This window comes from Pseudomonas sp. HR1 (assembly GCF_030175875.1).
Lineage (GTDB): Bacteria > Pseudomonadota > Gammaproteobacteria > Pseudomonadales > Pseudomonadaceae > Chryseomonas > Chryseomonas oryzihabitans.
In genome coordinates, this window is the sequence record NZ_JASNRF010000008.1 from 35,362 (window position 1) to 59,219 (window position 23,858).

24 protein-coding genes are annotated in these 23,858 nt (G+C 68.7%); 21 read left to right on the plus strand and 3 right to left on the minus strand.

Annotated features, from left to right (window positions below):
* Window positions 1-80 precede the first annotated feature (80 nt).
* The gene (locus tag QKY98_RS21735; RefSeq protein WP_284671572.1) at window positions 81-1,094 is read right to left on the minus strand and encodes a GntR family transcriptional regulator; all 1,014 of its coding nucleotides are present in this window, start codon (window positions 1,092-1,094) and stop codon (window positions 81-83) included.
* Window positions 1,095-1,380: 286 nt separating this feature from the next.
* On the opposite strand from QKY98_RS21735, the gene QKY98_RS21740 reads away from it, so the two are divergent.
* The 15 genes from QKY98_RS21740 (at window position 1,381) to QKY98_RS21810 (ending at window position 16,076) form a co-directional block, all read left to right on the plus strand.
* Entirely contained in the window at window positions 1,381-2,736 is a 1,356-nt protein-coding gene (locus tag QKY98_RS21740) for an amidase (protein ID WP_284671573.1), read from the plus strand.
* A 73-nt stretch (window positions 2,737-2,809) separates the two neighbouring features.
* The gene (locus QKY98_RS21745; RefSeq protein ID WP_027601201.1) at window positions 2,810-3,691 is read left to right on the plus strand and encodes a polysaccharide deacetylase family protein; all 882 of its coding nucleotides are present in this window, start codon (window positions 2,810-2,812) and stop codon (window positions 3,689-3,691) included.
* 25 nt (window positions 3,692-3,716) lie between these two features.
* Window positions 3,717-5,075, plus strand: a complete 1,359-nt coding sequence (locus QKY98_RS21750; protein ID WP_284671574.1) for an MFS transporter — start codon at window positions 3,717-3,719, stop codon at window positions 5,073-5,075.
* A gap of 11 nt (window positions 5,076-5,086) precedes the next feature.
* A complete protein-coding gene (locus QKY98_RS21755; RefSeq protein WP_042137659.1) occupies window positions 5,087-5,857 on the plus strand; it encodes an SDR family NAD(P)-dependent oxidoreductase in 771 nt (256 codons plus the stop codon).
* 10 nt (window positions 5,858-5,867) lie between these two features.
* Window positions 5,868-6,617: an SDR family NAD(P)-dependent oxidoreductase gene (locus tag QKY98_RS21760; RefSeq protein ID WP_058768334.1), complete on the plus strand. Its 750-nt coding sequence runs from the start codon at window positions 5,868-5,870 to the stop codon at window positions 6,615-6,617.
* Between the two features lie 9 nt (window positions 6,618-6,626).
* Window positions 6,627-6,926 (plus strand): hypothetical protein, encoded by a 300-nt coding sequence (locus QKY98_RS21765; RefSeq protein ID WP_027597742.1) that lies wholly within the window; start codon window positions 6,627-6,629, stop codon window positions 6,924-6,926.
* Window positions 6,923-7,912: a CobW family GTP-binding protein gene (locus QKY98_RS21770; protein WP_027601196.1), complete on the plus strand. Its 990-nt coding sequence runs from the start codon at window positions 6,923-6,925 to the stop codon at window positions 7,910-7,912. The genes QKY98_RS21765 and QKY98_RS21770 overlap by 4 nt, the downstream gene beginning before the upstream one ends.
* Window positions 7,909-9,093, plus strand: coding sequence for an ABC transporter substrate-binding protein (locus QKY98_RS21775; protein ID WP_074584498.1), 1,185 nt, complete (start codon window positions 7,909-7,911; stop codon window positions 9,091-9,093). Before QKY98_RS21770 ends, QKY98_RS21775 begins: the two co-directional genes overlap by 4 nt.
* A gap of 226 nt (window positions 9,094-9,319) precedes the next feature.
* On the plus strand, window positions 9,320-10,411 hold the full coding sequence (gene sfnG, locus QKY98_RS21780) for a dimethylsulfone monooxygenase SfnG (RefSeq protein ID WP_284671575.1): 1,092 nt from the start codon (window positions 9,320-9,322) through the stop codon (window positions 10,409-10,411).
* Window positions 10,412-10,414: 3 nt separating this feature from the next.
* Window positions 10,415-11,206 carry an ABC transporter ATP-binding protein gene (locus QKY98_RS21785; RefSeq protein WP_150338506.1) on the plus strand — a complete coding sequence of 264 codons (792 nt, stop codon included), beginning with the start codon at window positions 10,415-10,417 and terminating at the stop codon, window positions 11,204-11,206.
* A 170-nt stretch (window positions 11,207-11,376) separates the two neighbouring features.
* Window positions 11,377-12,258 carry a branched-chain amino acid ABC transporter permease gene (locus QKY98_RS21790; RefSeq protein ID WP_284671576.1) on the plus strand — a complete coding sequence of 294 codons (882 nt, stop codon included), beginning with the start codon at window positions 11,377-11,379 and terminating at the stop codon, window positions 12,256-12,258.
* Between the two features lie 10 nt (window positions 12,259-12,268).
* Window positions 12,269-13,315 carry a branched-chain amino acid ABC transporter permease gene (locus QKY98_RS21795; protein WP_350030292.1) on the plus strand — a complete coding sequence of 349 codons (1,047 nt, stop codon included), beginning with the start codon at window positions 12,269-12,271 and terminating at the stop codon, window positions 13,313-13,315.
* Window positions 13,316-13,371: 56 nt separating this feature from the next.
* Window positions 13,372-14,694: an ABC transporter substrate-binding protein gene (locus QKY98_RS21800; RefSeq protein ID WP_027597748.1), complete on the plus strand. Its 1,323-nt coding sequence runs from the start codon at window positions 13,372-13,374 to the stop codon at window positions 14,692-14,694.
* Between the two features lie 3 nt (window positions 14,695-14,697).
* Entirely contained in the window at window positions 14,698-15,444 is a 747-nt protein-coding gene (locus QKY98_RS21805; protein ID WP_284671577.1) for an ABC transporter ATP-binding protein, read from the plus strand.
* 29 nt (window positions 15,445-15,473) lie between these two features.
* The gene (locus tag QKY98_RS21810) at window positions 15,474-16,076 is read left to right on the plus strand and encodes a class I SAM-dependent methyltransferase (RefSeq protein WP_027597749.1); all 603 of its coding nucleotides are present in this window, start codon (window positions 15,474-15,476) and stop codon (window positions 16,074-16,076) included.
* A 40-nt stretch (window positions 16,077-16,116) separates the two neighbouring features.
* On the opposite strand, the gene QKY98_RS21815 is transcribed toward QKY98_RS21810, so the two are convergent.
* Together QKY98_RS21815 and QKY98_RS21820 are read right to left on the minus strand one after the other, a co-directional pair.
* On the minus strand, window positions 16,117-16,902 hold the full coding sequence (locus QKY98_RS21815; RefSeq protein ID WP_042137641.1) for a MetQ/NlpA family ABC transporter substrate-binding protein: 786 nt from the start codon (window positions 16,900-16,902) through the stop codon (window positions 16,117-16,119).
* A 17-nt stretch (window positions 16,903-16,919) separates the two neighbouring features.
* Entirely contained in the window at window positions 16,920-18,287 is a 1,368-nt protein-coding gene (locus QKY98_RS21820; protein WP_284671578.1) for an LLM class flavin-dependent oxidoreductase, read from the minus strand.
* Between the two features lie 259 nt (window positions 18,288-18,546).
* On the opposite strand from QKY98_RS21820, the gene QKY98_RS21825 reads away from it, so the two are divergent.
* The 6 genes from QKY98_RS21825 to QKY98_RS21850 all read left to right on the plus strand — a co-directional run bounded on the left by QKY98_RS21825 (window position 18,547) and on the right by QKY98_RS21850 (window position 23,779).
* Entirely contained in the window at window positions 18,547-19,530 is a 984-nt protein-coding gene (locus QKY98_RS21825; protein ID WP_284671579.1) for an aliphatic sulfonate ABC transporter substrate-binding protein, read from the plus strand.
* A 17-nt stretch (window positions 19,531-19,547) separates the two neighbouring features.
* Window positions 19,548-20,546 carry an aliphatic sulfonate ABC transporter substrate-binding protein gene (locus QKY98_RS21830; protein WP_027601184.1) on the plus strand — a complete coding sequence of 333 codons (999 nt, stop codon included), beginning with the start codon at window positions 19,548-19,550 and terminating at the stop codon, window positions 20,544-20,546.
* Window positions 20,547-20,554: 8 nt separating this feature from the next.
* The gene (locus QKY98_RS21835; RefSeq protein WP_037007561.1) at window positions 20,555-21,361 is read left to right on the plus strand and encodes an ABC transporter permease; all 807 of its coding nucleotides are present in this window, start codon (window positions 20,555-20,557) and stop codon (window positions 21,359-21,361) included.
* A complete protein-coding gene (locus tag QKY98_RS21840; protein ID WP_027597755.1) occupies window positions 21,361-22,077 on the plus strand; it encodes an ABC transporter ATP-binding protein in 717 nt (238 codons plus the stop codon). Before QKY98_RS21835 ends, QKY98_RS21840 begins: the two co-directional genes overlap by 1 nt.
* Window positions 22,078-22,195: 118 nt before the next feature.
* Complete coding sequence (locus QKY98_RS21845; protein ID WP_284671580.1) at window positions 22,196-22,933, plus strand: ABC transporter substrate-binding protein; 738 nt, start codon at window positions 22,196-22,198, stop codon at window positions 22,931-22,933.
* 162 nt (window positions 22,934-23,095) lie between these two features.
* A complete protein-coding gene (locus QKY98_RS21850) occupies window positions 23,096-23,779 on the plus strand; it encodes a TerC family protein (RefSeq protein WP_108582022.1) in 684 nt (227 codons plus the stop codon).
* The last annotated feature ends 79 nt before the right edge of the window (window positions 23,780-23,858 follow it).

Sequence of the window (23,858 nt, forward strand, 5' to 3'; positions counted from 1 at the left end):
GGCTATGGCGAGGAGTGGGAACGCCGCCGGGGCCTAAAAAGCGCCGCCAAAATTGTGCAGATAACGTCTGAAACACCACACTAGCTGAGGCGCTCCAGGTAGGCCGGCAATTCCGGGTCGGGCAATACCGAGAGCACCTTGAGCCGCTGCAGGGTGCGATCGCGGCCGCGCAGGAGGTGATTGCGCAACTGGCTGGCCGCCGAGTCCGGACTGCCTACCAGCAGGGATTCCAGCACCAGGCGATGCTCCACCAGCACCGCCTCGTCCAGCGGCGTGCCGAGCGACTGGTGGAAGATGCGCGAGACGTTCAGTGGACTCTGGCTGTGGGCGATCAGCTGGGCCAGCTTGCGATTGCGCAGGCCGGCCAGGCACCGCCCATGCAGATCCGCCTCGATGCGCTCCACCGCCGCCCAGGAGGTGAGGGCAGGGTGGGCGGCCAGTTGCTCCAGCCGTTCCAGCATCGCCAGCAGCTCGCTACGCGCCAGACCCGGCGCGGTCTGTAACAGCGCCTCGGGTTCCAGCAGGGCGCGGATCTCGTAGTCGTCGCGGATGGCCTGGGCGGTGAGCGGACCGGCCAGCCACTGGCCATAGGGTTCCTTTTCCACCAGGCCGCGGTCACGCAGGCGCATCAGGGCTTCGCGCACCACGGCGCGGCTGACGCCCAGGTGGTCGGCCGCCCGTTGCTCGTCCAGCCGGAAATGGCCAAAGAGCAGGGCGTGGCTGACACAGGCGGCGATCTCGTCGCCGACGCGCTCGCCCAGGGAGCGCGTATCGATCAGGTCATCGCTGCTGTCCAGCCCGAGCAATTGGCGGGTCAGTGGCTGGCGCTGCGGCTCGCCCGCGGTGCCGGCCGGATCGATCAGATAGCCGCGCCCCTCGAAGCGGCGGATCAGGCCTTCCTCCTGCAACAGCGTCAGCGCCTGGCGCACCGGCACCCGGCTGGTGCCGAACAGTTGCGCCAGCGGCGCCTCGACCAGCACCAGCCCTGGCGCCGCGCGACCGGCCAGGATGGCTTCGCGCAGCGCACTGCGGATCATCGCGTAGCGCGCGGCGGTACGACTGTCATCGAGGGGGGCGGGGACTGCTGCCGACATCGGGGACCTTCCGGAAACGAGATGAGAATTGTGGCACAGGCCTACGGCCTTTCGCGCGTTACCGGCCGGGCCAGGTGCACGCACGGTAACGGGGCAGGCGTTACGGTTCTGCACAAAAATGGATCTATTTAATTTAAGTACATTTTATAGGGTGATACCGGGAAAAGGCCCAGGCGACCGCTAGAGGTCAGCGTTTCGAGTCTGCGGCGTCCTGTTTTTTCAAGCTGGCACAAAGCCTGCTCTGTTAAACGTACCAAATTATAAAATGTACGTTTAAGGAGCGCCGATGGAACCCGCCCACGCCCTGTCCCTGGATGCCGTCGCGCTTGGCGAGGCCTATGCCGCCGGCACCTTCGATCCGGTCGCGGTCTTCGAGGCGGCACTGGCGCGCGCCCAGGCATCCTCGGCCGTATTCATCACCCTGACCGCCGAGCGCGGACGCGCCGAAGCCCTGGCGGCGCGCGAGCGCTGGCAGGCCGGGCAGCCGCGGTCGCCGCTGGATGGGGTGCCGCTGGCCTGGAAGGACCTCTTCGACCTGCAGGGCGAGGTCACCACCTGCGGCGCCGAGCTGCGCCGCCTGGCGCCACCGGCCACCACCGATGCCGTGCTGGTGCAGCGCCTGAGCCAGGCCGGCCTGGTCAGTCTGGGCAAGGTCAATCTCAGCGAATTCGCCTATTCCGGCGTCGGGTCGAATCCCCATTTCGGCACGCCCGCCAATCCCCGGACTCAGGGCGAGGTGCGCATACCGGGGGGCTCTTCCTCGGGTTCGGCGGTGGCCGTCGCCGCCGACATCGTGCCCCTGGCGTTCGGCACCGACACCGCCGGTTCGGTGCGCCTGCCGGCCGCTCTCAATGGACTGGTGGGCTATCGGCCCAGCCTGGGGCGCTATCCGGCGACCGGGATCTTTCCACTGGCCGCGTCCTATGACGTACCGGGTCCGCTGGCGCGCAGCCTGCGCGATGTGCAGTGCCTGGATCGCCTGCTGACGGGCGCGGCTGCCCGCCCGTTGCCGGCGCCAACGGAACTGCGGGTGGTGCTGGACCTCAGCGTGCTGGACGACGCCCGGGTGGAGCCGGCGGTGCGGGCCAATCTGCTGGCCGCCGCCGAGCGGCTGGCCCGCGGCGGGGTGAACGTGGAGCGCCGCGCCCGCACGGTCTTTGCCGAGGCCCTGGACGTTCTCGCCGCAGAAGGTTGGCCAGGGGCCCTGGAAGCCTTCGCCCTGCACCGCGAGGTGCTCGACGGTCCCGCGGCCGAACGCCTGGATCCGCGGGTGCGGCAGCGCCTGGAGCGAGCGCGGGCCTTGCCCGACGGTCACCTGGCGGTCCTGCATGAACGCCGCGACCGATTGCGGGCAGCCTTTGCCGCCGAATTCGCCGAGGCGCTGCTGCTGGTGCCGACGGTCGGCCGGGTGGCGCCGCCGCTGGCCCCTCTGGAAGCCAACACCGACCTCTTCGCCGCCACCAATCTGGAGCTGCTGCGCCTGACCATGGCCGGCAGCCTGCTCGGCGCGCCGGGTGTCTCGCTACCCAGCGGTCGCGATGCCCAGGGCCTGCCCACCGGGCTGTTGCTGGTGGCCCCCGCCGCCGCGGACGAACGCCTGCTCGATGCCGCCACGGCCGTGGAAGCCCTGGTCAGCGCCTGAATTCAAGCGGCGGTGGCGGGGGCCCGGCTCCGCCATCGACCTGGCTTTCTTCCGGGTACTGGAGAGTGCAACGATGGCCAAAGAAATCTTCGTTTCCATCGGCGTCGACGTCGACGCGGTGGCGGGCTGGCTCGGTTCCTACGGCGGCGAGGATTCGCCCGATGACATCTCCCGCGGCCTGTTCGCCGGCGAGGTGGGGTCGCCCCGGCTGCTCAAGCTGTTCGAGCGTTACGGCCTCAAGACCACCTGGTTCATTCCGGGCCATTCGGTGGAGACCTTTCCCGAGCAGATGCAGGCGGTGGCCGCGGCGGGCCACGAGATCGGCATCCATGGCTACAGCCACGAGAATCCCATCGCCATGACCCCCGAGCAGGAGGAAGCGGTGCTGGATCGGTCCATCGAGCTGATCACCGCCCTGGCCGGCAAGCGGCCGACCGGCTATGTCGCGCCCTGGTGGGAATTCAGCCGGGTGACCAACGAGCTGCTGCTGAAGAAGGGCATCAAGTACGACCACAGCCTGATGCACAACGACTTCTCTCCCTACTACGTGAGGGTCGGCGACAACTGGACCAAGATCGACTACAGCCAGCAGCCCGAGAGCTGGATGAAGCCGCTGGTGCGCGGCCAGGAAACCGATCTGGTGGAGATTCCGGCCAACTGGTACCTCGACGACCTGCCGCCGATGATGTTCATCAAGAAGGCGCCCAACAGCCACGGCTTCGTCAATCCGCGCCATCTGGAAGAGATGTGGCGCGACCAGTTCGACTGGGTCTATCGCGAGCTGGACTACGCCGTCTTCCCCATCACCATCCACCCCGATGTCTCGGGGCGGCCGCAGGTGCTGCTGATGCTCGAACGCCTGATCGAGCATATCCAGGGTCACGCCGGGGTGCGCTTCGCCACCATGGACGAGATCGCCGACGACTTCCTGCGGCGCCAGCCGCGCCAGCGCTAAGCGCCCAGCCCACAGGTACAGGACCATGACCCTCCCTGCCGCCAGCTCGCTCCACCCGGAAACCCCCACGGCTGCCTGGAAACCGCAGCCGCTGTCTTCCGCTGATGTCCGCTACGCCACCTGGATCGCCTTCTTCGCCTGGGTGTTCGCCGTCTACGACTTCATCCTGTTCGGCACCCTGTTGCCGGTGATGGGTGGGCACTTCAACTGGAGCGAAGCCGAGCAGGCCGAACTCGCCACCTGGGTAGCCCTGGGCGGGGCCATCATCGCCTTCGCCATCGGCCCGCTGGTGGACCGGATCGGTCGCCGCGGCGGCATCATCGTCACCATCGGCGGCACCGCCGTGTGCTCGGCACTGACCGCGCTGTGCGCCGGCATGGGCAAGGTGCCGCTGGTGCTGGTGCGTTCGGTGGCCGGCCTGGGCTATGCGGAGGAGGGGGTCAACGCCACCTACCTGACCGAGGTCTATGCCGCCTCGGACGATCCGCGGCTGATTCGCCGCCGCGGCTTCATCTACAGCCTGGTGCAGAGTGGCTGGCCGATCGGTGCGCTGATCGCGGCCGGCCTCACCGCCTTGCTGCTGCCACATATCGGCTGGCAGGGCTGCTTCGTGTTCGCCGCCGTGCCGGCCTTCGTCATCGCCGTGCTGGCGCGCAAGCTCAAGGAAAGCCCGCAATTCCAGGTGCATGCCCGGATCCAGCGCCTGCGCCGCGAAGGCCAGGAGCAGGACGCCCGCAGCCTGGCGCGGGAATACGGCGTGGACTACGAAGAGCACGCCAAGGCCGGCGTGGCCATGGCCTTCAAGGGCCAGGCCCTGCGACCGACCCTGGTGCTGAGCCTGGCCATCCTGCTCAACTGGTCGGCGATCCAGGTGTTCAGCGTGCTGGGGACCTCGGTGATCGTCAGCGTGCACAAGCTCAGCTTCGAGAATTCGCTGTGGATCCTGGTGCTGTCCAACGCCGTCGGCTTCATCGGCTACCTGTTCCATGGCTGGCTGGGCGATCGCATCGGTCGGCGCAACACCGTGGCCCTCGGCTGGATGTGTGGCGGCCTGGCCTTCTTCGCCATGCTGCAGGCGCCCAGCCAGCTGGTACCGGTGGTGGCGCTCTACAGCCTGGGACTGTTCTTTCTCACCGGACCCTATTCGGCCATGTTGTTCTTCATGGGCGAAAGCTTCCCCACCAGCATCCGCGCCACCGGTGGCGCCATCGTCCACGCCATGGGGCCGCTCGGCGCCATCCTCGCCGGCCTCGGCATCACCAGCGTGCTCGGCAGCGGTGGCCAGTGGCACAGCGCCGCGCTCTGGTTCGGGGCGCTGCCGTGCTTTCTCTCCGGCCTGGTGATGTGGGCCGCGCGCCACGTCGAACCCACCAGTCTCAAATGACAGGAGCCTCCATGACAGCTCATACCTCTCCCGTCGCCCTGATCACCGGTGCCGCCAGCGGCATCGGCCAGGCCCTGGCCGTGGCCTATGCCCAGCGGGGCGTGCGGGTGGTCGGTGGCTACTATCCCGGCGATCCCCATGACCCGGAAGAGACTCGCCAGAAGGTGATTGCAGCGGGGGGCGACTGCCTGCTCGAACCCCTGGACGTCCGCGACAGCGCCTCGGTGGACGCCCTGGCCGATGCCGCCCTGGCGCACTTCGGCCGCCTCGACTACGCCGTGGCCAATGCCGGTCTCCTACGCGCCGCGCCGCTGCTGGAAATGAGCGACGCGCGCTGGCAGGAGATGCTCGACGTCGACCTCACCGGGGTCATGCGCACCTTTCGCGCCGCCGCGCGGCACCTGGGGGAGGGTGGCGCCCTGGTGGCCATCTCCTCCATCGCCGGCGGCGTCTACGGCTGGCAGGACCATGCCCACTACGCCGCGGCCAAGGCTGGGGTGCCCGGGCTGTGCCGCTCGCTGGCCGTCGAACTGGCGCCGCGGGGCATCCGCTGCAACGCGGTGATCCCCGGTTTGATCGAGACGCCCCAGTCGCTGGACGCCAAGAACTCCCTGGGGCCGGAGGGCCTGGCCAAGGCCGCCCGCAGCATTCCCCTGGGGCGGGTCGGCAAGCCCGAGGAGGTGGCGGCGCTGGTGCGTTTCCTGACCAGCCCCGAGGCCAGCTACATCACCGGCCAGAGTCTGATCGTCGATGGCGGTCTCACTGTCCGCTGGCCCGATTGAGGAGCAGAAGATGTTCGAGCTGACAGACCGCCGCGCCCTGGTGACCGGCGCGGCCAGCGGCATCGGCGCCGCCATCGCCCGCAGCTACGCCGCTGCGGGGGCGCGCCTGGTGCTGGCCGACCGCGACAGCGAGCGCCTGGCGCAGGTGGCCGCGGAATGCCGCGCCCTGGGGGCCGTGGTAACCGAGACCGTCGCCGACGTCGGCGAGCCGGAGGGTGCCTGGGCCGGAGTGGACGCCTGCGTGGCGGCCCATGGCGGCATCGACATCCTGGTCAACAATGCCGGGATGCTGACCCAGGCGCCCTGCGTCGACCTGACCCTGGCGCAGTGGAACGACATGCTGCGCGTCGACCTCACCAGTGTCTTTCTCGCCAGCCAGCGCGCCCTGCCGTTCATGCAGGCGCAGCGCTGGGGACGCATCATCAACGTCGCTTCCCAGCTCGGCATCAAGGGCGGCGCCGAACTCTGCCACTATGCCGCGGCCAAGGCCGGGGTGATCGGCTTCACCAAGTCGCTGGCGCTGGAAGTGGGCCGCGACAACGTGCTGGTCAACGCCATCGCCCCCGGACCCATCGAGACCCCACTGGTGGACGGCATCAGCGCCGACTGGAAGGCGGCCAAGGCCCGCGAATTGCCGCTGGGCCGCTTCGGCCGGGCGGAGGAGGTGGCGCCGGTGGCGCTGCTGCTGGCCAGCGATCCGGGGGGCAACCTCTTCGTCGGCCAGACCCTGGGCCCCAATTCCGGCGACGTCATGCCCTAGGAGGTAGCCATGTGCGGACTGTGCGGCCTGCTCGGGCCGGATCTCCACTGGAGCGATCCGCTGGGCGACGACCTGCCCCGGCGGCGCGAGCGCCTGCGCCGGGTCGCCGCCATCAACCGGGTGGTGGCGCCGTTCCGGCTGACGGTGAGCGACGTCCAGGGCGCCTCCTACCTGATCCAGGGACCGACCGGGCGCCAGGCCCTGGCCGAAGGGCTGGACGACCTCTGGCGCCAGGCCGAAGCGGTGCTGGGGCGACCGCTCGATCCCCTGGATCCGCGGGTGCTGGCGCCGCTGGAGGGAGTGTCTTGAGCCTCGCCGTCAATGTCATCACCGGTTTTCTCGGCAGCGGCAAGACCACCCTGCTGCGCCGCTTGCTGGCCCAGGAGGCCCTGGGCGAGACGGCGCTGCTGATCAACGAATTCGGCGAGGTCGGTATCGACCACCTGCTGGTGGAAGAGGTGGCCCCGGACACCGTGCTGCTGCCCAGCGGCTGCGTCTGCTGCTCGGTGCGCGGCGATCTCAAGGCGGCGCTGCTGACCCTGCACGGGCGGCGCAGTCGCGGCGAGATCCCGGCCTTTCGCCGGGTACTGCTGGAGACCACCGGCCTGGCCGATCCGGGGCCGATCCTGGCCACCCTCAATCTCGATCCCCAGTTGCGCGGACGCTTCCACCTGGGCTTGCTGGTGACCGTGGTGGACGCCGAGCACGCCGCCTTGCAGGAAGGGCTGCACCCGGAGTGGCTCAACCAGGTCACCGCAGCCGACCGGCTGTTGCTGAGCAAGGCCGACCGGGTCGCGCCCGCCGTGCTGGAGCGGCTGGACCGGCATCTGGCCCAGCTCAATCCCACCGCCACCCGCGCCCTGGCGGCGGCGGTGGCCAGCGGCGATGACCTGTTGCTGGGCGAGGGCCTGCGCGCCGCCGATCCGGCGGCCGAGGTCGGTCGCTGGCGCCTGTTCGCCGCGGTCGCCGAAGGCCGCCACGGCAGCGCCGAGGTCTGCTGCCTGGAGTTCGACCGTCCGCTGGACTGGATGGCCTTCGGGGTGTGGCTGTCGATGCTGCTAAGATGCCACGGGCAACGCATCCTGCGAGTCAAGGGCATCCTCGACGTGATCGACGCCAGCCAACCCATCGTCATCCACGGCGTGCAGCACAGCCTGCATCCGCCGGTGCACCTGCCGGCCTGGCCGGCGGGCGAACGCCGCTCGCGGCTGGTGTTCATCGTCCGCGAGCTGGACACCGCGCTGCTCAGGCGCTCCTTCGCCGCCTTCATGGGCGGCCTGGGACGGGCCGCATGAGCACGCCGCTGACCCTGCGGGTGCTGGGCACCTCGGTGACCCTGCTCGAACCCATCCGCCAGCGGGCGGAGGCGGAACTGGGCATCCGCCTGGTCTACCAGATCCACGACGTCCAGACCGCCCAGCGCATCGCGGTGCTGGAACCGGGCAGCTACGACCTCTATGACCAGTGGTTCCACAACGTCGACTTCGTCTGGCCGGCGCGGGCGATCCAGCCCATCGACATCCGCCGCATCGCGCTCTGGGAAGAGATCAACGACCTGCCCAAGCGCGGCCGGCTGCATGCCACGGATCGCCTGGCGCCCGGCTGCCGGCCGTGCGACCGCCTCTATGTGCAGCACGACGGCAGCCTCGGCGGCCAGCCCAGCGAGCGCATCAGCATGCTGCCGCTGACCCACAACGCCGACAGCTTCGCCTATCGCCCGGAAAGCCTGCCTGCCGCCCTGGCGGGTCAACAGGAGAGCTGGGCCTGGCTGATCGACGAAGGCTGGTGCGGCCATAGCGCCCTGCAGAGCGACGCCGCCATCGGCGCGCTGGACGCCGCCCTGGCGATCCAGGCCGCCGGCCTCGCCCGTTTTGACGACATCGGCAATCTGCGCCTGGAGGAGATCGACCGCCTGGCCGAGTTGCTGGTGGAACGCCAGCGCCATCGGCACTTCGCGGCGTTCTGGTCCGACGACCGCAGCGCCGGCGAGCTGACCCTGGCCGCCGGGGTGGACATCCAGAGTCTCTGGTCGCCCATGCTCATGGCGCTGCACCGGGCGGGGGTGGATTACCGGGTGGCGGTCCCGCGCGAGGGCTATCGCGCCTGGTTCGGCGGTCTGTCGCTGTCGCGCTGCGCGGAAGGCCGGGTGCGCGACGCCGCCTATGCCTACCTCAACTGGTGGCTGGCCGGCTGGCCCGGCGCGGTGATGGCGCGCCAGGGCTTCTACATCGCCAATCCGGTGCGTGCGCGGGATCACCTCAGCGCCGCCGAGTGGGATTTCTGGTACGGCGGCCTGCCGGCCCGGGAAGAACTCGCCGGCAGCGACGGCCTGCCGCTGATTGAGGTGGGCCAGCGGCGCGAAGGGGGTTCCTACGCCCAGCGCATGAGCCATATCGGGGTGTGGAATTCGGTGATGGACGAACACAACTACCTGGTGCGGCGCTGGAGCGAATTCCTGCGCACCACGGCGGCCTGAGCCGACGGCTTCCGGGCGAGAAGGGCGTGCCAGACGCCTCGTTGCGCTGTTGCCCAGGGGACAGCGACTGAACAGCTGCCCTTGGCGCTACAACGGAAATCGTCTTACGTTTTCTCGCAACTCATTGATTGAAAACGCTTTTTAGACTTGGTTCGGTTCTTGATTGAAGGCTCAGGGTCACTGTTTCGCTCGCCCTCGCGGCGAGCCCAACCCGGAGAGCCTTTGCATGTCGCAGAACCCCGTCAAATTCGCCTATTGGGTCCCCAACGTCAGCGGCGGCCTGGTGGTCAGCACCATCGAGCAGCGCACCCACTGGGGCATCGACTACAACCGCAAGCTGGCCCAGCTCGCCGAGCAGGCCGGCTTCGACTACGCCCTGACGCAGATCCGTTTCACCGCCGGCTACGGCGCCGAATACCAGCACGAATCGGTGGCCTTCAGCCATGCGCTACTGGCCGCCACCGAGCGTCTCAAGGTGATCGCCGCCATCCTGCCCGGCCCCTGGAATCCGGCGCTGGCGGCCAAGCAGCTGGCGACCATCGACCAGCTCACCAATGGCCGGGTCGCCATCAACCTGGTGTCCGGCTGGTTCAAGGGCGAATTCCACGGCATCGGCGAGCCCTGGCTCGACCACGACGAGCGCTATCGGCGTTCCGAGGAGTTCATCCGTGCCCTCAAGGGCATCTGGACCCAGGACAACTTCAGCTTCGCCGGCGACTTCTATCGCTTCCGCAACTACACCCTGAAACCCAAGCCGCTGCAGCAGCCGCACCCGGAGATCTTCCAGGGCGGCAGCTCCCGGGCCGCGCGGGACATGGCGGCACGGGTCTCCGACTGGTACTTCACCAACGGCAACACCCCCGAGGGCATCCGCGCCCAGGTCGAGGACCTGCGCGCCAAGGCTGCGGCGAACGGCCACGCGATCAAGGTCGGCGTCAACGCCTTCGTCATCGCCCGGGACACCGAGGCCGAGGCCCGCGCGGTGCTCGACGAGATCATCGCCAAGGCCAACCCGGAGGCGGTCCAGGCCTTCGGCCACGAGGCGCGCAATGCCGGCGCGGCCAGTCCGGAGGGCGAGGGCAACTGGGTCAAGTCCAGCTTCGAGGATCTGGTGCAGTACAACGACGGCTTCAAGACCAACCTTATCGGCACCCCCGAGCAGATCGCCGAGCGCATCGTCACCCTCAAGGCGGTGGGCGTGGACCTGGTGCTGGCGGGCTTCCTGCACTTCCAGGAAGAGGTGGAGTACTTCGGCAAGCGGGTGCTGCCGCTGGTGCGCGACCTCGAAGCCCGGGCCGCGGCCCAGGCGGCGGCCTAGGCCATGGATGCGGCTCTGGCCAAGCCATCGCCGGTGCTGCTGGAGGTCAGCGGCCTGGCGCTGGCCTTTGGCGGGGTCACGGCCTTCGCCGAGGTCGGCTTCCGGGTTCGCGAAGGCGAGATCTGCGCCCTGATCGGGCCCAATGGCGCCGGCAAGAGTTCCTTGCTCAACGTGATCAACGGCCTCTACCGACCGCAGCGGGGCAGGGTGCAATTGGCTGGCAGCAGCGCGGCGCTGCGCCGCCCGCAGGCGGCGGCGCGGGCCGGGGTCGCGCGTACCTTTCAGAACCTGGCCTTGTTCAAGGGTATGAGCGTGCTGGACAACGTGCTCGCCGGGCGCGGCCGCCATCGGCGCGCCTCCTGGCTGGAACAGACGCTGGGCCTGGGCCGCGCGCCGGCCGAAGAGCGGGTGCAGCGGGCGGTGGCCGAGTGGGCGCTGGACTTCCTGCACCTGGGCCCCTGGCGCGACGTCCCGGTGGGCAGCCTGCCCTATGGGCTGCAGAAGCGCGTGGAGCTGGCCCGGGCACTGGCGGCCGAGCCGCGGCTGTTGCTGCTGGACGAACCCATGGCCGGGATGAACGCCGCGGAGAAGCGCGAGCTGAGCGGCTACATCCGGGCCATCAACCGCGAGCGCGGAGTGACCGTGGTGCTGATCGAGCACGACATCCAGGTGGTGATGCAACTAGCGGATCACGTAGTGGTACTGGACTACGGTCGCCTCATCGCCGATGGCGCACCCGCCGCGGTGCGTAACGACCCGGCGGTGATCGCCGCCTATCTCGGGACCCGTCACTAGAAGTTGTTGACGATCTGCTGCGCGTCGGCCAACCGGCGTTGGAAAGACCTTCGGAATGCTCATTTACCACTCGTAAACTCCGCTTCCTCAGGCCTTTCCGCCTTGTTTGGCTCTAGCTCGCGAGATCGTAAACAGCTTCTAAGGACACTGAACGCCTCAGGGAGAAAACCATGGCGTTTTTCTTGGAAGTCTTGCTTGGCGGCCTGCTCGCCGGGGTGATGTATGCCCTGGTGGCGCTGGGTTTCGTGCTCATCTACCGCGCTTCGGGCGTCTTCAATTTCGCCCAGGGCGCCATGCTGCTGTTCGCCGCCCTGACCTACGTCAGCCTGGTGGAGCGCGGCCTGCCCGGCTGGCTGGCGTTGGCGACCACCGCCGGTGTCATGGTGCTGCTGGCGGTGGTGGTGGAGCGCACGGTGCTGCGGCCGCTGGTGAATCGCTCGCCGCTGGTGCTGTTCATGGCCACCCTGGGCCTGGCCTATTTCATCGAGGGCGCCGCCCAGGCGCTGTGGGGCGCCCAGGTGCACGGCCTGGACCTGGGTATCGAGGACCGTCCGCTGGAGCTGGGCGAGCTGCTGCTGTCGAGCTTCGACCTGTTTGCCGCGGCGGTGGCGGCGGTGCTGGTGATCGGACTGTCGCTGCTGTTCGAGCGCACCCGCCTGGGCATCTCGCTGCGCGCCGTGGCCGACGACCCCCTGGCGGCGCAGGCGGTGGGTATCCGCCTGCCGCGGATCTGGGCGCTGGTGTGGGCGGTGGCGGGCTGCGTCGGCCTGGTGGCCGGGCTGCTCTGGGGTGCGCGGCTGGGCGTGCAGTTCTCGCTGTCGCTGATCGTGCTCAAGGCGCTGCCGGTGTTGATCATCGGCGGCTTCTCCTCGGTCACCGGGGCCATCGTCGGCGGCCTGCTGATCGGCGCCAGCGAAAAACTCGCCGAGGTCTATCTCGGCCCTCTAATCGGCGGTGGTCTGGAGAACTGGTTTCCCTATGCCTTCGCCCTGGTATTCCTGCTGATTCGACCGGTTGGCCTGTTCGGCGAACCCGTGGTCGAGCGCGTCTAGAGGACCTTCCATGAGCACTTCCCTCGACGCCCTGACGGTGCGTCCGCTGGCCTCCCGTGCACCCGCTGTGCGACCCGCGCGCCTAGCGTTGGCCGCCTTCCTGATGCTGGCCTTTGGCGTGCTGCCCTGGGTCGGCAGCGACTATCTGTTCAATGCCCTGCTGATTCCCTTCCTGGTGCTGGCCCTGGCCGGGCTGGGCCTCAATCTGCTCACCGGCTATGCCGGGCAGCTGTCGCTGGGCTCGGCCGCCTTCATGGCGGTCGGCGCCTTCGCCACCTACAACCTGCAGGTACGCCTGGGCTGGCCCCTGCCGCTGTGCCTGTTCGCCGGCGGCCTGCTGGCGGCCCTGGTGTCGCTGCTGTTCGGCCTGCCCAGCCTGAGGATCCGTGGCTTCTACCTGGTCGTCTCCAGCCTGGCGGCGCAGTTCTTCATTCTGTGGGCGTTGACCCGCTTCGACTGGTTCTCCCATGGCAATGCCTCCGGGGTGATCAGCGCGCCGCCACTGGTGCTCTTGGGTCAGGATTTCGGTGGGCCGCTGGGTCGCTATCTGGCCACCCTGGTGGTGGTGCTGGTGGCGTTCGCCTTCGCCGCGCGTCTGGCGCACGGTGAATTGGGCCGCACCTGGATGGCGGTGCGCGATCGCGAGACGGCCGCTGCGGTGATGGGCCTGTCGGTGGTGCGGGCCAAGCTGCTGGCCTTCGCCCTGAGCGGCTTCTACCTCGGCATCGCCGGGGCGCTCTGGGCCTTTACCTACCTGGGCACCGTGGAGCCCCACGGCTTCGACTTGAGTCGCTCCTTCCAGATCCTCTTCATCGTCATCCTCGGCGGACTCGGCAGCCTGGCCGGCAGCCTCTATGGCGCGGCCTTCATGGTGCTGTTTCCGCTGCTGCTCTCCAACCTGGCCGGCTGGCTACCCGCCGACCTCATCGCCGCCGGCCAGCTGGAGAACCTGCAGAAGATGGCCTTCGGCGCCCTGATCATCCTGGTGCTGATCAAGGAACCCGAGGGCCTGACCCGCCTCGCCACCCGCGGCTGGCAACGCCTGCACCGCGCCTGATCCCCTTCGCCGGCGGCCAGGCTCGCCGGCCCAACACCCCCACAAGGAAAGTCCCCATGCTCAAACGTCATCTGCTCGGCAGCCTCGTCCTGGCCCTGGGCCTCACCTCCCTCGGCCCGGTCCAGGCCGCCGGCGAGCAATACTTCCCGCTGCAGAGCTATCGCGTCGGCCCCTATGCCGCCGGCGGCACCGGCTTCTTCGGTGGCTTCATCGACTACATGAAATACGTCAACGCCAATGGCGGGGTGAATGGCGTCAAGCTGGTGTGGAGCGAGTGCGAGACCGAGTACATCGTCGAGAAGGGCGTGGAGTGCTACGAGCGCCTGAAGAACGGCCATGACGGCGCGCCCGCCGCTGCCACCAATCCGCTGTCGGTGGGCATCGCCTATGCCACCCTGGAGCGCTCCACCGCCGATCACCTGCCGCTGATCACCATCAACCACGGCCGTACCGATTCCACCGATGGCAGCGTCTTCCCCTATGTTTTCCCGCTGCAGCTCAACCCCTATTCGGAGGTCTCGGCCATCCTCAACTGGATAGGCCAGCAGGGCGGTGGGGTCGACAGCCTCAAGGGCAAGAAGATCGTCACCCTCTACCACGGCTCGCCCTACGGCAAGGAGACCAACGAGGTCCTGCAGAAACTGGCGGATCGCTATGGCTTCGAGCTGACCCTGCTGGAGGTGCCGCACCCGGGTAACGAGCAGCAGTCCCAGTGGCTCAACATCCGCCGCCTCAAGCCCGACTGGGTGATCCTGCGTGGCTGGGGGGTGATGAACCCGGTGGCTATCAAGACCGCGCAGAAAGTCGGCTTCCCGGTTGACCACATCATCGGCAACATCTGGAGCAACTCCGAGGAAGACGTGCGTCCGGCTGGCGCGGCGGCCAAGGGCTTCCTGGCCATCACCACCCACCCTTCGGGCACCGCCTTCCCGGTGCTGCAGGGCATCGAACGCGACGTGGTGGCCAAGGGGCAGAGCGACCTGGCCGATCCCAAGCGTTTCGGCACCGTCTACTACAACCTCGGCGTGGTCAACGGCATCCTCAATGTCGAGGCCTTGCGCCTGGCCCAGGCCAAGTATGGCGACAAGCCCCTCAGCGGCGAGCAGGTGCGCTGGGGCTTCGAACACCTGAAGCTGGACGACGCCCGCCTGCAGGCCCTGGGCGCCAAGGGACTGGTGCAGCCGCTCACGCTTTCCTGCGCCGACCACGAAGGCGGCGGCGCCATCCGCATCCAGCAGTGGGATGGCGAGCAGTGGCAACTGGTGAGCGACTGGGTGCAGGCCGATCGCGCCTTCCTGCGGCCCATCATCGAGGCCTCGGCCCGGCAGTACGCCAAGGAAAAGGGCATAACCCCCCGTGATTGCAGCAAGGAGAGCTGACCCATGACGACCACCCCCTTGCTGGCGGTCGAAGCCATCGAAGTCCGTTACGACGGCGCCATCCTCGCCGTCGATGGCGTCAGTCTGGAGGTCGGCCAGGGCCAGATCGTGGCCTTGCTGGGCGCCAATGGCGCCGGCAAGAGCACCACCCTCAAGGCCCTCTCGGGGCTGCTCGGCGCCGCTCGCGGCGCCCTGGTCCGCGGCGCCATCCGCTACGAGGGGCGGGACCTCGCGGGCCAGTCGGCCGATGCCCGGGTCCGTGCCGGACTGGTCCAGGTGCTGGAAGGGCGCCACTGTTTCGGGCGACTCAGCGTGGAGGAAAATCTGCTCAGCGGCGGTTTCGTCCGCCGCCTCGGGCGCGCCGCGCAGCGTGAGGAACTGGAGCGCATCTATGCCTGGTTTCCCCGCCTGGCCGGCAAGCGCCGGCAGCTGGCGGGTCTGACCTCGGGCGGCGAGCAGCAGATGATCGCCCTGGGTCGTGCACTCATGGCGCGGCCCCGCCTGCTGCTGCTGGACGAACCCTCCATGGGCCTGGCGCCGCTGCTGGTGGAGGAGATCTTCGCAAGCGTCGCCCGGCTCAACCGCGAGGAGGGCCTGAGCGTGCTGATGGCCGAGCAGAACAGCGCCAACGCCCTCGACTACGCCCACCAGGCTTTCGTGCTGGAAAGCGGGCGGGTGGTGCAGTCCGGCGTGCCCGGCATGGGTCTGACGCACGAGACGGTGCAGGCGGCCTACCTGGGGGTGGGCTAAGCTCCCGGAACGACCAGGGAGCCCACGCCATGAACAAGACCTCCTACAACGCCATCGCCGACAGCTTTCGCCAGGCCCGCGTCAGCCTCAGGGACGACGAGCGTCGCTACCTGGAGGTGCTCCTGGAAAAGCTCGAACCCGGCGCCACCCTGCTCGATCTGGGCTGCGGCACCGGCACGCCGGTCGCCGCCGCCATCCTCGCCCAGGGGCATCGCGTGCTCGGGGTCGATCAGGCGGCCGCCATGCTTGCCCATGCGCGGCGGGAATTTCCCAAGCAGCGCTGGATCGAGGCGCGGCTGGAAACCTATGCCTGCGCCGAACCCTACCAGGGCGCGCTGCTGTGGGATGCGCTGTTCCATCTGGAGCGCCGCTGGCACGCGACGCTCCTGGCGCGGGTGATCGCCGGGCTTCCGCAAGGGGGGCGGCTGATGTTGACGGCGGGCGGCTCGGCGGCGGATGCCTTCGTCGATACCATGTTCGACCAGCCGTTCTTCTATGACTCCCATCCGCCCGAGGAACTGCGCGCCCTACTGCTGGGGCAGGGCGTGCGCATCCTCATCGACGAATTCATGGACCTGCCCGACGGCGGGCGCAACCGTGGACGCTGCGCCTTCGTCGTGGAGAAGCTCTGACGCTCCAGGTGCCGTTCTCGCCAACAGAATGGGGCGCCAGTCAGTCCTTCCAGCCCGGCTGGTAGAGGGTGCCGTGGGCCTGGTCCAGGGCGGCGCGGACCTTGGGCGAGTGCTGATAGAGATCAATCAGCTTGGCCAGGCGCGGATCGTCCTTGTTGTCCGGGCGGGCGACGAACTGGATGACGTACTCGGGGTGGTCGAGGCCATCGAAGAGCAGGGCCTGGTTGGGGTCGATGGTCTTGGCCAGGCGCAGGTAGTGCGGATAGCCCTGGGCCACGTCGACGTCGTCCAGCGAGCGGGCCAGCTGCACGGCTTCCAGTTCGACGATCTGGATGTCGCGCGGATTGCCGGTGATGTCCGCCAGGGTGGCGTGGTAGCCGACGCCGGGCTTGAGGGTGATGAAGCCGGCCTTCTCCAGCAGCAACAGGCCACGGCCGCCATTGATGGCATCGTTGGCGATGGCCACCCGCGCGCCCTTGGGGACCTCGGCCAGGGTGCGGTACTTCTTCGAATAGAGCCCGACGTTGTTGATGATCCCCGGCGCCACCGCTACCAGGTCATAGCCGGCGGTGCGCTTGGCGTTTTCCAGGAAGGGGATGTGCTGGTAGTAGTTGGCGTCGATGTCGTGGTTGGCGAGGCTGGTGTTGGGGGCGATCCAGTCGCTGAATTCGACGATCTCCACGTCCACCCCGGCGGCCTTGGCCTCCTGCACCGCGACCTCCAGCGGCGGGGCGAAGGCGGCGGTGGTGCCTATCTTGAGCGGCGCGGCCAGGGCTGCGGTGCTGAAGAGGCCGAGGGCGAAGAGCAGGGGCTTGAGGCGGGTCATGGGGCGTCCTTGAAGGGTCAGGCCTGGCGGAAATGGCTGCCGAAATGGCGGGTGTCGAGGTGGTCGCCGCGGCCGAACAGCTTGTGTCTGAAGCTGCCCTCGGCATAGGCGGTCTTGTAGCGACCCCGGCTCTGCAACTCCGGGATCACCAGATCGATGAAGTCGCCGTAGCACTCGGGGGTGACGGTGCGCGCCAGGTTGAAGCCGTCCAGCCCGGTTTCGTCGATCCAGCCGAGCAGGGCATCGGCCACCTGCCCGGGATCGCCGACCAGGGCGGTGTAGCGGCCACCGAGGGCGTGCTGCTCCAGCAGCTTGCGGCGGGTCCAGCCGGCGTCCTTGGCCACCAGGCGCTTGAGCGCCGATTCGATGGCCTCGGTCCGTTGCGGGCGGATGGGTTCGTCGAGGCCATAGGCGGCGAGGTCTATGCCCACCGAGGCCGAATGGTGGGCGACGCCGGCCTCGGGACTGGCATAGCTCAGGTATTCGGCGTGCTTGTCGCGGGCTTCGGCAGCGGTGGGGGCGACGATCACCGTGAGCCCCATGAACAGCTTGACGTCATCCGCGCTGCGGCCGGCGGCCACTGCCGCGCCCCGCACCCGCTCGACCTGGGCGCGGGTGGCGGCCTGGTCCTGCCCGGAGATGAACACGCATTCGGCATGGCGCCCGGCAAAGGCCAGGCCGCGGTCCGAGGAGCCGGCCTGGAACAATACCGGGGTGCGTTGCCGCGAGGGCTCGCAGAGGTGATAGCCCTCGACGTCGAAGAATTCGCCATGGTGCGCGACCTTGCGCACCCGCTCGGGGCGGGCATAGATCCGCTGGACGCGATCGCGGACCACGGCGTCGTCGCCCCAGCTGCCTTCGAGCAGCTTGTAGAGCACTTCCAGGTATTCGTCGGCCTGGTCGTAGCGACGGTCGTGGGCGATCTGCCGGTCCAAACCCATGGCGCGGGCGGCGCTGTCCAGGTAGCCGGTGACGATGTTCCAGCCAACTCGGCCTTCGCTCAGGTGATCCAGGGTGGAGAGGCGGCGGGCGAAGGGATAGGGCGGCTCGTAGGTGAGGTTGGCGGTGAGGCCAAAACCCAGGTGCCGGGTGCTGGCAGCCATGGCCGAGACCAGCAGGAAGGGGTCGTTGACCGGCAGCTGGATGGATTCGCGCAGGGTCAGGTCGACATTGCCGCCGTAGACGTCGTAGACGCCCAGGATGTCGGCGATGAACAGCCCATCGAACAGGCCGCGCTCCAGCAGCTGGGCCAGCTCGGTCCAGTAGCCGAGGGTGTGGTAGCGGCTGGAGGTGTCACGCGGATGCGTCCAGAGGCCATGGTTGATATGGCCCACGGTGTTCATGTTGAAGGCGTTGAGCAGCACCTGCTTGGCGGGAGCGGTCATGGGGCGGGCGCCCCCATGGGGAGAAGAGTCCGGAGCACAGCCATGGGATCCTCGGGTTCAAGGCGAAAGGAGAGATCCGGTGGTCCGGTGGTTATACGTTAGCTTCCAGATAGACCAGGCTTTAAATAGCCTTTCGGAATAACGTTAGGGCCGTCGCGGCAGGGCGCTCGCCTCTAACCAAATTCCAAATCGGTATTAATCTGACCTTTGCTTATTCCTTATCGTGGCGGCCATTCATTCGCCGCTCGCTGAGGCATCCATGGCCGCTATCCGCTGTTCGTTTCGCGCAGGTCTCCGCCGGGGGCTGCTCGCCCTGGGTCTGCTGGGCCTCGCCTGCGCCGCCCAGGCCGATACCAGCCTGCGTATCGGCTACCAGAAATCCTCCACCCTGCTGGTGCTGCTCAAGGAGCAGGGCACCCTGGAGCGGGATCTGGCAGCCCAGGGCATCACCGTCAGCTGGCACGAGTTCTCCAGCGGCCTGCCGCTGCTGGAATCCCTCAACATCGGCAACGTGGATCTCTCCGCCGACGTCGCCGACACCGTACCGGTGTTCGCCCAGGCGGCGGGCGCCAAGCTCACCTACTTCGCCCGGGAAACGCCATCGCCCCAGGCCCAGGCCATCCTGGTCCCGGAGGGCTCGCCGCTGCAGACCCTCGCCGATCTCAAGGGCAAGCGCATCGCCGTGACCAAGGCCGCCGGTAGCCACTACCTGCTGATCGCCGCCCTGCAAAAGGCAGGGCTGACCTTCGCCGACATCCAGCCGGCCTATCTCACCCCGGCGGACGGTCGCGCCGCCCTGGAGAACGGCAAGGTGGATGCCTGGGTGACCTGGGAGCCCTTCGTCGCCAGCGCCCAGCGCCAGCAGCACGTTCGCATCCTCGCCTCGGGCGAGGGCCTGGCCAGCTACCAGCGCTACTACCTGGCCGCCACGCCCTATGCCCAGGCCCATCCCGAGGTGCTGGGCCTGGTGTTCGCCGAGCTGCAGCGCACGGGGCAGTGGGTGAAGCAACACCCCGCCGAGGCGGCACGGATTCTCGGTCCGCAGTGGGGTCGCCTGGACGAGGCTACCGTCGAGCTGGCCAACCGCCGCCGCACCTACGATGTCCAGCCGGTCAGCCGCGCCGCCCTCGGCGAGCAGCAGCGCATCGCCGATGCCTTCCATGCGGCCAAGCTGCTACCCACTGCCGTGGACGCCAGCGCCGTGGACCTCTGGACCCCCAGCGCCCCCCTGACCTCCCGCTAATCGACAAGGAACTCGAGATGCACAAGACCACGCTACGCTGGGCCGCCGGCCTGGCCCTGCTCGGCAGCGCGCTGCTGGCGCAGGCCGCACCGCCCAAGGAAGTCCGCCTGGACTACGCCTACTACGCCCCCACCAGCCTGGTGCTCAAGGAGCAGGGCCTGCTGGAAAAGCGCCTTGGCGAGCAGGGCATCGCCGTGCGCTGGGTGTTCAGCCAGGGCAGCAATCGCTCGCTGGAATACCTCAACAGCGGCAGCACCGATTTCGCCTCCACCGCGGGGCTCGCAGCGCTGCTCAGCCGCGCCAATGGCGCCCCGATCGAAACCCTCTATCTCGCCAGTCGCCCGGAATGGACCGCGCTGGTGGTGCCCAAGGATTCGCCGCTCAAGTCCCTTGCCGATCTCAAGGGCAAGAAGATCGCCGCGACCAAGGGCACCGATCCCTATCTGTTCCTGCTGCGCAGCCTGCGCGAGGCAGGCTTGAAGAAAGGCGACGTGGACATCGTCCATCTCCAGCACCCGGACGGTCGCGCCGCCCTGGAGCGCGGCCAGGTGGATGCCTGGGCCGGGCTCGATCCGCACATGGCCGCCAGCGAATTGCAGGCGGGCTCGCGCCTGCTCTATCGCAATCTCGACTTCAACAGCTATGGCGTGCTGAGCACCACCGAGGCCTTCGCCAAGGCCCAGCCGGAGCTGGTCAAGGCGGTGCTGGGCGCCTATGAGGACGCGCGCCACTGGACCCTGGCCCATCCCCAGGAGACCGCCGAGTTGCTGGCCAAGGCGTCCGGCCTGCCGCTGGAAGTCGCCCAGCGCCAGCTCGCCCGTACCGATTTCAGCCAGCCGCTGCCCGGTCCGCAATTCGTCGCCGCGCTCAAGGGCGCCGCGCCGCTGCTGGCCGAAGAAGGTCTGGTACGCCCCGGCGTGGACGCCGTCGCGGCGGTCGATGCTCTGGTCCAGCCCGCGCTGGCCCAGGCGGTGATCAAGGCCGAACCCGCCGTGGCCAAGGCGACCGCGCCGTGAGTGATGAACTGACCCAGGCCGCGCCGCTGGTCCAGGCCGCCCGACCCGCTCGCGGCGCGGGTGGCCGCTGGCGCGGCGCCGTGCTGCCCCTGGGGCTGGTGGTGACGCTGGAAGCGGTGGTGCGCCTGGGCTGGCTGCCGGCTTACCAGATGCCACCGCCGAGCGAGGTGCTGCGGACCCTGTGGCTGCTGGGGGAAGGGGAGTTGTGGCGGCACCTGGCGGCCAGTCTGGCGCGGGTCGCCAGTGGCTTCGCCCTGGGCGCGGGTCTGGCGCTGCTGATCGGCGCCTGGGTCGGGCTGTCGCGCCGCGCCGAGGCCTATCTCGATCCGCTGTTCCAGGCGCTGCGCGCCATTCCCAGCCTGGCCTGGGTGCCCCTGCTGCTGCTCTGGCTGGGTATCGATGAAACGCCCAAGATCGTGCTGATCGCCCTGGGTGCCTTCTTTCCACTGTACCTGGCGTTGGTCAGCGGCATCCGCGACGTCGATCGCCGCCTGGTGGAAGTGGGGCGCCTCTATCGCCTGTCACGCCCGGCGCTGATCCGCCGCATCCTGCTGCCGGCCGCCTTGCCCAGTCTATTCACCGGCCTGCGCGGAGCCCTGAGCATGAGCTGGATGTTCCTGGTGGCCGCCGAATTGATCGCCGCCACCGCCGGCCTGGGCTACCTGCTCAGCGACGGTCGGGAGACCTCGCGACCGGACGTGGTCATCGCCGCCATCCTGGTGCTGGCGGTGCTCGGCAAGCTCAGTGACGAACTGCTGCTGCGCCTGGAACGTCGGGCGCTGGCCTGGCGTGACACCTACCAGGGTGGTCAGTGATGAGCGAACCCCTGCTGTCTCTCGAACGCATCGGCAAGACCTTTGCCGGGCGTCGGGTGCTGGAGGGCGTCGACCTGACCCTGGCCGCCGGCGAGGTGGTCAGCCTGCTGGGTGCCAGTGGCTGCGGCAAGAGCACCCTGCTGCGCATCGCCGCCGGGCTGGACGACGCCTTCAGTGGCCACATGACCCTGGCCGCGGCCAGCCAGGGCGTCGGCGTGGTGTTCCAGGAGCCGCGGCTGATGCCCTGGCTGGACGTGGCCGCCAATGTCGGTTTCGCCGACGGCGCGCGCTTCGATCGTGCCTGGACGGCGCAGTTGCTCAGTGACGTCGGGCTGGAGGGGCAGGGCGCCTTGCTGCCCAAGCAACTCTCCGGCGGCATGGCCCAGCGGGTCGCCATCGCCCGCGGACTCTATGGTCGCCCACGGCTGCTGTTGCTCGACGAGCCGTTCAGCGCGGTGGACGCCTTCACCCGCTGGCAATTGCAGGACCTGGTGCTGCGCCTGGTGGCCCGGTATCACATCGGCGTGCTGCTGGTGACCCACGATCTGGACGAAGCCTTCTACCTGGGCGACCGCGTCCTGGTCCTGGGCGGCGCGCCCTCCCGCGTGCAGCGCCGCTTCGCCGTGGCGGCGCCCCATCCGCGTGAAAGGCGAGCCCCCGCCTTGCTGGCCCAGGCCGCCGAGGCCTATGGGGAATTGCAGCGGCTCAGGGTGTGAGGCAACGAGCACGGAAGGGTCGACGAAGGCGTGCGCAATCGCCCGCGAGCGGGCAGTATCGGATGGCCGCGGCGAGCCCCAGCCGCACCCCGACAGTCGACCCCTCCAAGGAGCTTCCATGAGCCCATCCGCAGCGGTATTGGCCGAACTGGCCCCCCAGGGCGTTCTTCGCACCGCGATCAACTACGGTAATCCGGTGCTGGCGCAACGCGGCGCCGATGGCGAGCCGGCCGGTGTCTCGGTGGCCCTGGCCCGGGCGCTGGCCGAGCGCCTGGGCGTGCCGGTGCAGTTCACGACCCATGACGCCGCCGGCAAGGTCTTTGCCGCGCTGCAGGAAGACGCCTGGGACCTGGCTTTTCTCGCCATCGAACCGGTACGCGCGGCGCAGATCGCCTTCAGCGAACCCTATGTCATCATCGAGGGCACCTACCTGCTGCGCGCGGACGATCCGGCCCAGGGCGTGGCCGAGCTGGACCAGGCCGGGCGCCGCATCGCCGTGGGGCAGGGCGCGGCCTATGACCTCTATCTCAGTCGCACCCTGACCCAGGCGGAGCTGGTGCGAGCGCCCACCTCGCCAGCGGCCATCGACTGGTTCGTCGATCAGCGCCTGGACGCCGCCGCCGGAGTGCGCCAACCCCTGGAAGCCTATGCCGCGGCTCATCCTGGCTATCGGGTGCCGGCCGACAGCTTCACCGAGATCCGCCAGGCCATGGCCGTACCCAAGGGGCGCGCCGCCGCAGCTGCCTTCGTGCAGGACTTTCTCGATGAGCAACTGCGCAGCGGCCTGGTAGCCCGCGCGCTGGCGGCCAGCGGGCAGGGCGACGTACGGATCGGCGCGCCCTCGACGGGCGGCTGAAGGGCCGCCCGGCGCCAGGCGGAATCGATCCGCGGCGCCGTTTCGTCGGCTGGATGACAGCTTGGGGCGCTATTCTTGGCGCCGCGGCAGGGGCCCGATGAAATCATCGACGGCTCCTGCTGCCCAATGCCTGTCCCAGCACCCTTAGCTTCGAGGTCGATCTTGCTCGCCACCCTGTCCGATCCCGCCTTTCTCACCGGTCTCCTGCAGATCGTCATCATCGATATCCTGCTCGGCGGCGACAACGCCGTGGTGATCGCCCTGGCCTGCCGGCGTCTGCCGGATGCGCAACGACGCAAGGCCATTCTCGGCGGTGTCGCCGGCGCCGTGATCCTGCGCATCCTGCTGCTGTTCGTCGCCAGCTATGTGCTGGGCTGGCCGCTGCTCAAGGTGGTCGGAGGCGTGCTGCTGCTGTGGATCGGCATCAAGTTGCTGATGCCCGAAGAGGACGAGGCCAACGTCAAGGCCGGTACCACCCTGGGCCAGGCCATCTGGATCATCATGGTGGCCGACGTGGTGATGAGCCTGGACAACGTCATCGCCGTGGCGGGCGCCGCCCAGGGGCACCTGGGCCTGGCCATCGCCGGGGTGCTCATCAGCATTCCCATCATCATCTTCGGCAGCCAGCTCATCCTGAAGCTCATGGAAAGGTTTCGCTGGCTGGTGGTGGCCGGCGCGGCGCTGCTGGGCTGGATCGCCGGCAAGCTGATCGCCAGCGACGAACTGCTGCAGGGCTGGCTGGGCTTTGCCGATGTGCACTGGGTACCCTATGTGGCAGGGGCGGTCGGCGCGGTCTTCGTGCTGGCGGTGGGTCAGTTGCTGGCGCGGCGCGCCGTCACGGCTTGAGCTTCGCCAGCTGCCCTGGACCCGCTCCATGGCAGCTCCCAAGTGACGGCGCACCTGAGCTGCGCCGTCACTGCATATC

What these genes read in the sequence shown, in the direction of transcription:
- QKY98_RS21735 (WP_284671572.1), bottom strand. Translation starts at nt 1,094, where the DNA reads ATGTCGGCAGCAGTCCCCGCCCCCCTCGATGACAGTCGTACCGCCGCG.
- QKY98_RS21740 (WP_284671573.1), top strand. Translation starts at nt 1,381, where the DNA reads ATGGAACCCGCCCACGCCCTGTCCCTGGATGCCGTCGCGCTTGGCGAG.
- QKY98_RS21745 (WP_027601201.1), top strand. Translation starts at nt 2,810, where the DNA reads ATGGCCAAAGAAATCTTCGTTTCCATCGGCGTCGACGTCGACGCGGTG.
- QKY98_RS21750 (WP_284671574.1), top strand. Translation starts at nt 3,717, where the DNA reads ATGACCCTCCCTGCCGCCAGCTCGCTCCACCCGGAAACCCCCACGGCT.
- QKY98_RS21755 (WP_042137659.1), top strand. Translation starts at nt 5,087, where the DNA reads ATGACAGCTCATACCTCTCCCGTCGCCCTGATCACCGGTGCCGCCAGC.
- QKY98_RS21760 (WP_058768334.1), top strand. Translation starts at nt 5,868, where the DNA reads ATGTTCGAGCTGACAGACCGCCGCGCCCTGGTGACCGGCGCGGCCAGC.
- QKY98_RS21765 (WP_027597742.1), top strand. Translation starts at nt 6,627, where the DNA reads ATGTGCGGACTGTGCGGCCTGCTCGGGCCGGATCTCCACTGGAGCGAT.
- QKY98_RS21775 (WP_074584498.1), top strand. Translation starts at nt 7,909, where the DNA reads ATGAGCACGCCGCTGACCCTGCGGGTGCTGGGCACCTCGGTGACCCTG.
- sfnG (WP_284671575.1), top strand. Translation starts at nt 9,320, where the DNA reads ATGTCGCAGAACCCCGTCAAATTCGCCTATTGGGTCCCCAACGTCAGC.
- QKY98_RS21785 (WP_150338506.1), top strand. Translation starts at nt 10,415, where the DNA reads ATGGATGCGGCTCTGGCCAAGCCATCGCCGGTGCTGCTGGAGGTCAGC.
- QKY98_RS21790 (WP_284671576.1), top strand. Translation starts at nt 11,377, where the DNA reads ATGGCGTTTTTCTTGGAAGTCTTGCTTGGCGGCCTGCTCGCCGGGGTG.
- QKY98_RS21795 (WP_350030292.1), top strand. Translation starts at nt 12,269, where the DNA reads ATGAGCACTTCCCTCGACGCCCTGACGGTGCGTCCGCTGGCCTCCCGT.
- QKY98_RS21800 (WP_027597748.1), top strand. Translation starts at nt 13,372, where the DNA reads ATGCTCAAACGTCATCTGCTCGGCAGCCTCGTCCTGGCCCTGGGCCTC.
- QKY98_RS21805 (WP_284671577.1), top strand. Translation starts at nt 14,698, where the DNA reads ATGACGACCACCCCCTTGCTGGCGGTCGAAGCCATCGAAGTCCGTTAC.
- QKY98_RS21810 (WP_027597749.1), top strand. Translation starts at nt 15,474, where the DNA reads ATGAACAAGACCTCCTACAACGCCATCGCCGACAGCTTTCGCCAGGCC.
- QKY98_RS21815 (WP_042137641.1), bottom strand. Translation starts at nt 16,902, where the DNA reads ATGACCCGCCTCAAGCCCCTGCTCTTCGCCCTCGGCCTCTTCAGCACC.
- QKY98_RS21820 (WP_284671578.1), bottom strand. Translation starts at nt 18,287, where the DNA reads ATGACCGCTCCCGCCAAGCAGGTGCTGCTCAACGCCTTCAACATGAAC.
- QKY98_RS21825 (WP_284671579.1), top strand. Translation starts at nt 18,547, where the DNA reads ATGGCCGCTATCCGCTGTTCGTTTCGCGCAGGTCTCCGCCGGGGGCTG.
- QKY98_RS21830 (WP_027601184.1), top strand. Translation starts at nt 19,548, where the DNA reads ATGCACAAGACCACGCTACGCTGGGCCGCCGGCCTGGCCCTGCTCGGC.
- QKY98_RS21840 (WP_027597755.1), top strand. Translation starts at nt 21,361, where the DNA reads ATGAGCGAACCCCTGCTGTCTCTCGAACGCATCGGCAAGACCTTTGCC.
- QKY98_RS21845 (WP_284671580.1), top strand. Translation starts at nt 22,196, where the DNA reads ATGAGCCCATCCGCAGCGGTATTGGCCGAACTGGCCCCCCAGGGCGTT.